Below are 5942 nucleotides of genomic sequence, written 5' to 3'. Positions count from 1 at the left end.
GAAGTACTCTACACTGAGCCTGTTTTGTGTTAAAGTTCCTGTTTTATCACTGGCTATAAGTGTACAGGCTCCAAGACCTTCAATGGCAGCAAGTTTTCGAATAATGACATTTTTTTTGGACATTGATAAAGAGGCAGATGTCAAGGCAACAGTAATGGCTACAGGAAGTCCTTCTGGTATAGTAGAAACAGCAAGGGCAACAGAGAAAAGAAAGAGTGTATAAAACGCCATTCCCTTAAGAAAACCTATGGCAAAAAGTAGAACAACCATGACAGCAATCACAATGGAGATAGTGAAAGAGAGTTTTTCCATTTTCTCAACTAAAGGTATCTTGGCTTTACTTTTTTTACTAAGTAACTGTGCGATCTTGCCGGCTTCAGTATCTTTTCCTATAGCAGTGACAACACCTTGAGCTCTTCCGCTAGAGATGTAGGTCCCTGCAAAAAGCATATTCTTTCTCTCCGGGATCAAAAGGGTGTCATTATCGCTAATAAAGAGGGCATCCTTATTGACGTCAATGGATTCTCCTGTAAGTAATGATTCATCCACCGAGAGGTTATTTGTTTCAGTTATTCTAACATCAGCAGCCACTTTGGTTCCAGGTTCAAAGATCAGTATATCCCCTGTAACAACTTCTCTGCTATCGATCTCCTGTATCTGTCCGTCTCTTAGTATCATGACACTGGTTTTGATAAGGTTTTGAAGAAGTTTTGCTTTTTGAGATGCTGAATACTCTTGATAGGTTCCAATAATGGCATTGAGAAATAAAACAAGTAAGATGAAACCTGCATCCGTATACTCTTGTATAATGAGTGCCATGAATGCTGCTATGAGTAGAATATAGATTATCGGGCTTTTGAATTGTTGGAAAAAATGTTCAAAAAGAGACATGTCAGGTTCAGAGGGGAGGATGTTAAAACCATATTTCTCTTGCCGTTCATGAACTGTATTACTCGTCAGACCAGAATGACTTGTTTTTAAAATGCTGAAAGTCTGTTCAATATTTTTTGTATGAAAATGGATGTTCAACCTCTTTTATGGCTAATATAATAGTACATACTTTATTTCAAAAGTAATATATTCTACTCTCTTTATTTTAACAATTCCATTAATATATTTGAGTTGCGCTATTAAGATTTTAATAGTAGAATATAGATATATAGAGTACAAGTTTAAATCTTGAAATTTTGAAAAAGGTAGGTAGATTATGAAAAAGTTAAAAAGAATTGTAGTAGGGATAGATATTAATGAAAAGTCAGATCATGTTTTAAGCAGGGCATTAAATTTGGCCAATGAACAGAAAGCAGATCTGTTCGTCGTTCATGCAGTACGAACACCTTGGTTATCTGTACCAAGTTATTTTGGTTCAAAAGATATAGGTATTGACACAGAAGGGATCACAAAAAATATAGAGAAAAAGTTAAAAACGTTGAACAAAGAGAGTAAGGTTCAATGTTTTGTTTTGGTGAAAGAGGGAAATGCAGAGGACATCTTACTCTATGAATCTAAATTACTTAGAGCAGATATGATCGTCATTGGTGCACATAGTAAAAGAAAAGGCAGAAAGGGCATCTTAGGTACAACTGCACAAAAAGTAGCACACCAAAGCCACTTACCTGTGTTGATCGTTAAGAATAGTGTAAAAAAACCATATAAAAACATAATAGCACCGACAGATTTTGAAAGGCAGTCAAAGCTAAGTGTTCTATTTGCTAAAGATATTTTTCCAACTTCAAAAATCAATATAGTCCATGCTTTTGAAACAATTTACATGGAAGGCCCTTACGCAGCAGTTGGTCGTGATCTTTCACAATATAATGATGTGGCTAAATCCTGTGCCCAAAAAGATCTAAAAGATTTTATGAAAGCTGTGTCTGTGAAAAAAGGAAAAATAATTGATGGAGAGATCTATACCAAAGATGCACTGCTTGATTATATCAAAGAGGGGTCATATGACCTTGTAGTGATGGGTTCACGAGGTACAACTGGCGTTAACTCATTATTGGGAAGTGTTGCAACGTATATTTTAAGAGAGACATCCAGTGATGTCCTAGTCTATGTTCAATAGATTGATTTTATCTAGAGAGATATAGCGTAAAGAAAGGAGTAAATTATGAAAAAAAGAGATGATCTTGATTTTAATGAATTTGAAAAGATACTAAAAGAGAAATTAGCTCATATTGAAGACAATATAGCACAGCTTAAATCAGAACTAGACAGTGTAGGAAGTGATGACGGGATCAATGATATGGAAGATCTTGCATCTCTGCATAGTCTTAGTGACAAAGATAATATTATTTTACATCAACAAGAACATGAACTCACAGAGACTATACATGCACTTGGAAAGATAAGAAATGGAACGTTTGGAATATGTGAAAAAAGTGCTAAACTCATTCCTGTAGAAAGATTGAGAGTAAATCCTATAGCAAGAACCAAAGTAGGGGTAGAAGATTAAAAGATGTATAGATCAGTATAATCGTCTAGTATTTATAGGCTTTTACAGCGTTTTATTTGGTAAAAAGGACGTCCTCATATGAAAATTGGTATTCCAAAAGAGATAAAAATAAAGGAATGTAGAGTTGCTATTATCCCATCAGGCGTGAGGATACTTGTCGAAGCTGGTCATGAAGTGTATGTAGAAAAAGATGCTGGTATAAAAAGTGGATTTTTCAATGAGGACTATATGGCTGCTGGGGGTGTGATCTTAGAAGGTCCTAAAGAGATATTTGATATCTGTGGAATGATCTTAAAGGTCAAAGAGCCTCAACCACAAGAGTATGACCTTTTAAAGCCAGGACAAATACTCTTTACCTATCTTCACCTTGCTCCGGTTATAGAACTGACACAGGTACTTAAAGAGAAAAAAGTCATCGCCATAGCATATGAAACTGTACAAGAGGGCAACAAATTACCTCTTCTTGAACCTATGAGTCAGATAGCAGGCAGAGTGGCACCAATGGTCGCGAGCCATTTTCTTTCAGCACATACAAATGGAATGGGTGTACTGATAGGGGGAGCAACTGGTGTATCACCTTCAAAAGTATTGATCATAGGTAGTGGTATAGTAGCGAAGAACGCAGCCCAGATAGCATCGGGAATGGGTGCAGATGTGATTATTATGGGCCGTAATCAGCATAGTATGACTACACTTGAAGATAGTCTTCCAAATAATGTTTCAACGATCTATTCAAATTCCCATAACATAGAAAGGATATTGCCTACTGTAGATATCGTTATCGGAGCTGTCTATATTACAGGTGAGAGGGCACCACACTTGATCACCAGAGAAATGCTCTCATTATGTAAAAAGGGAACCGTTATGGTTGATGTTGCTATTGATCAGGGAGGATGTATAGAGACTTCAAGACCAACAACTCATGATGATCCTGTTTTTGAGATAGATGGAGTGATTCATTACTGTGTGGCAAATATGCCGGGAGATTATCCTGTTACAGCTACATATGCACTCTCTAATGCAACCATTCCTTATGTCAAGAAGATAGCAGACATGGGCTGGAAGCGTGCTAGTTTGACAGACGATGCAATTTATAGAGGAGTGAATGTTGCAGGTGGTTATGTGACAGAAGAAGCGGTTGCAAAAGCACATCAAATGGAATATTATGTATTAAAAGAGATTATTGATAATTGTTCTGAGTTCGGAGGTTATGTATGCTAAAGCCAATTGGTGTTGACAAACTCTATAATTATTGTAATTTAGAGATTTTTGATTTTAAAAGTACTGAAGAGTTAGAAGATTTTGACGAGATCATTGGTCAGAGCAGAGCACTTAAAGCAATCAGTTTTGGCATTGGGATAAAAAAAGAAGGTTATAATCTTTATGCTATGGGTAAACTTGGAAGTGGCAAGCATAGTGTAGTTGAAACATTTATTAAAAGTCGTGCTAAAGATGAGGAACAACCAGGAGATTGGTGTTATGTCAATAATTTCGAGGACACTAGAAAACCTATCTACCTGAAACTTCCTTCTTCAATGGGAATGCAACTCAAGAAAGACATGGAAGAGTTAATAGAGGAGCTGCAAACTGTCATTCCATCCGTCTTTGAAAGTGAAGAATACCGTGTCCAAAAACAAATTATTATTGATAAACTCACCGAAGAGAAAGAAAAGTTCTTATTGGGATTAAAAGAGAGAGCCAGAAAAGAGCACATTGCTATCAGTTATACACAAGCTGGTTATACTCTTGGGCCAATGAGTGATGAAGGAAAAATTCTTGCAAAAGAAGAGTATCAGGCACTTGATCCAAAGAATAAAGACCAGATACAAGAAAAAATTGTGAAATTTAAAAATGAACTAGAAAATATGGTTCAAGATATTATTATACAGAGTAAAAGTCAACAAAAGGAAATCAGAGAACTTGAAAGAAATATGACTAAAAAAGCTGTGGACAATAGTATAGGTGAGTTGAAAAAAAGATATCAAGCATATGATAAAGTTCAAGTTTATCTTGAGAGTGTTGAAGAAGATATCATTGATAACTCGCAAGACTTTTTAATTTCTGCACAAAATAGTCTGAAATCCATGGGTATGAACTATGCAAAGCAGAGTGGGATCTTTAACCGATATCACGTTAATGTACTAGTAAGTTATAAAAATGAAGAGAGTGCACCCATTGTTTATGAAAATAATCCAACATATGTAAATTTATTTGGTGAAATTGAAAATATTGCTCAGATGGGTACACTTCTGACAGATTTTAATCTTATCAAATCAGGAGCACTTCACAGAGCCAACGGCGGCTATTTGATACTCGATGCATCAAAAGTGATTATGCAGCCTTTTGTATGGGAAGGACTCAAAAGGATGTTAATATCAGGTGAAATAAGAATAGAGTCATTGGCTCACTCTCTGAGCCTTATGAGTACATTGACACTTGAGCCTGAGCCGATAGAATTAAATGTAAAGATTGTTCTCATTGGTAGTAGAATTCTCTATTATCTTTTATATAACTATGATCCTGAGTTTAAAAATATCTTTAAAATAAATGCAGATTTTGAAGATGATACAAGTAGAAATGATGAAAACAGTTTGCTTTATGCCAAAATGATAGGAATGATCGCAAAAGATAATGAACTCTTGCCATTAGACAAAGAGGCTGTAGGAAGAGTAATAGAATATAGTTCTCGTATGGCAGAGGATAGTCAAAAGCTTTCAACAAATTTGGGAAGTTTAAGTGATTTGCTTCAAGAAGCTGATTTTGTTGCAAGAGAGCAAAAAATGCAAATGATCAGCAAGCCTGTGATCAATCTTGCTATTGAGGAAAAAATTGAACGTTCAGATAGAATCAAAGACAAAATGTATGAAGCGATAGAGAGAGGAACGATACTCATAGAAACCAATGGGTATGTTATTGGCCAAATAAATGGTGTTGCAGTACTTGACCTTGGAAATTTGTCCTTTGGTCATCCTTCAAAAATCACTGCTTTGACCAGATTGGGTAAAGGCGGTGTTATCAATATTGAAAGAGAGGTAAAGCTCAGTGGTCCTATTCATGATAAAGGTATGATGATACTTTCAGCCTATTTAGCAGCGATTTATGCAAAAGATTTTCCATTAAGTATGACTGCAACATTGGTCTTTGAACAGTCATATGGGAAGATAGATGGTGATAGTGCATCGTGTGCAGAACTATTTACTTTGCTCTCATCTTTAAGTGAAGTTGCACTTGATCAGTCCATAGCTGTAACAGGTTCGGTAAATCAAAATGGCCAGGTCCAAGCAGTAGGCGGAATCAATGAAAAAATAGAAGGTTTTTATGATATATGCCTATTGCCTGAGAGTAAAAAGAGACATGGGATCATAATCCCTGCATCAAATATAAAACATTTAATGTTGAAAGAAGAAGTTTTAGAAGCTGTAAAAAAAGGTACATTCAACATATATGCGATTGAGAATGTTGATGAAGGTATGGAGATCCTGAC

The 5942-nt window shown here is 35.8% G+C and carries 5 protein-coding genes; 4 read left to right on the top strand and 1 reads right to left on the bottom strand.

The window, feature by feature from the left end; genetic code table 11:
• The coding region (locus WBM70_RS08265) for an HAD-IC family P-type ATPase (protein ID WP_424558031.1) at positions 1-1029 on the bottom strand (1029 nt) is incomplete at its 3' end.
• A gap of 178 nt (positions 1030-1207) precedes the next feature.
• Here WBM70_RS08265 and WBM70_RS08260 point away from each other — a divergent pair.
• The 4 genes from WBM70_RS08260 to WBM70_RS08245 form a co-directional block, all read left to right on the top strand.
• Positions 1208-2068 carry a universal stress protein gene (locus WBM70_RS08260; RefSeq protein WP_424558030.1) on the top strand — a complete coding sequence of 287 codons (861 nt, stop codon included), beginning with the start codon at positions 1208-1210 and terminating at the stop codon, positions 2066-2068.
• A gap of 45 nt (positions 2069-2113) precedes the next feature.
• A complete protein-coding gene (locus WBM70_RS08255) occupies positions 2114-2458 on the top strand; it encodes a TraR/DksA family transcriptional regulator (protein ID WP_424558029.1) in 345 nt (114 codons plus the stop codon).
• 78 nt (positions 2459-2536) lie between these two features.
• Positions 2537-3679, top strand: a complete 1143-nt coding sequence (gene ald / locus WBM70_RS08250; protein WP_424558028.1) for an alanine dehydrogenase — start codon at positions 2537-2539, stop codon at positions 3677-3679.
• A partial coding sequence (locus WBM70_RS08245; RefSeq protein ID WP_424558027.1) for a Lon protease family protein occupies positions 3673-5942 on the top strand: 2270 nt, incomplete at its 3' end. The genes ald and WBM70_RS08245, both read left to right, overlap by 7 nt.

Origin of the sequence: Sulfurovum sp., from assembly GCF_049668085.1 — a bacterium.
In the GTDB taxonomy this organism is placed as follows: Bacteria; Campylobacterota; Campylobacteria; order Campylobacterales; family Sulfurovaceae; genus Sulfurovum.
Note: the sequence above shows the minus strand (reverse complement) of the source record. Positions and strands in the feature narration are given on the sequence as shown.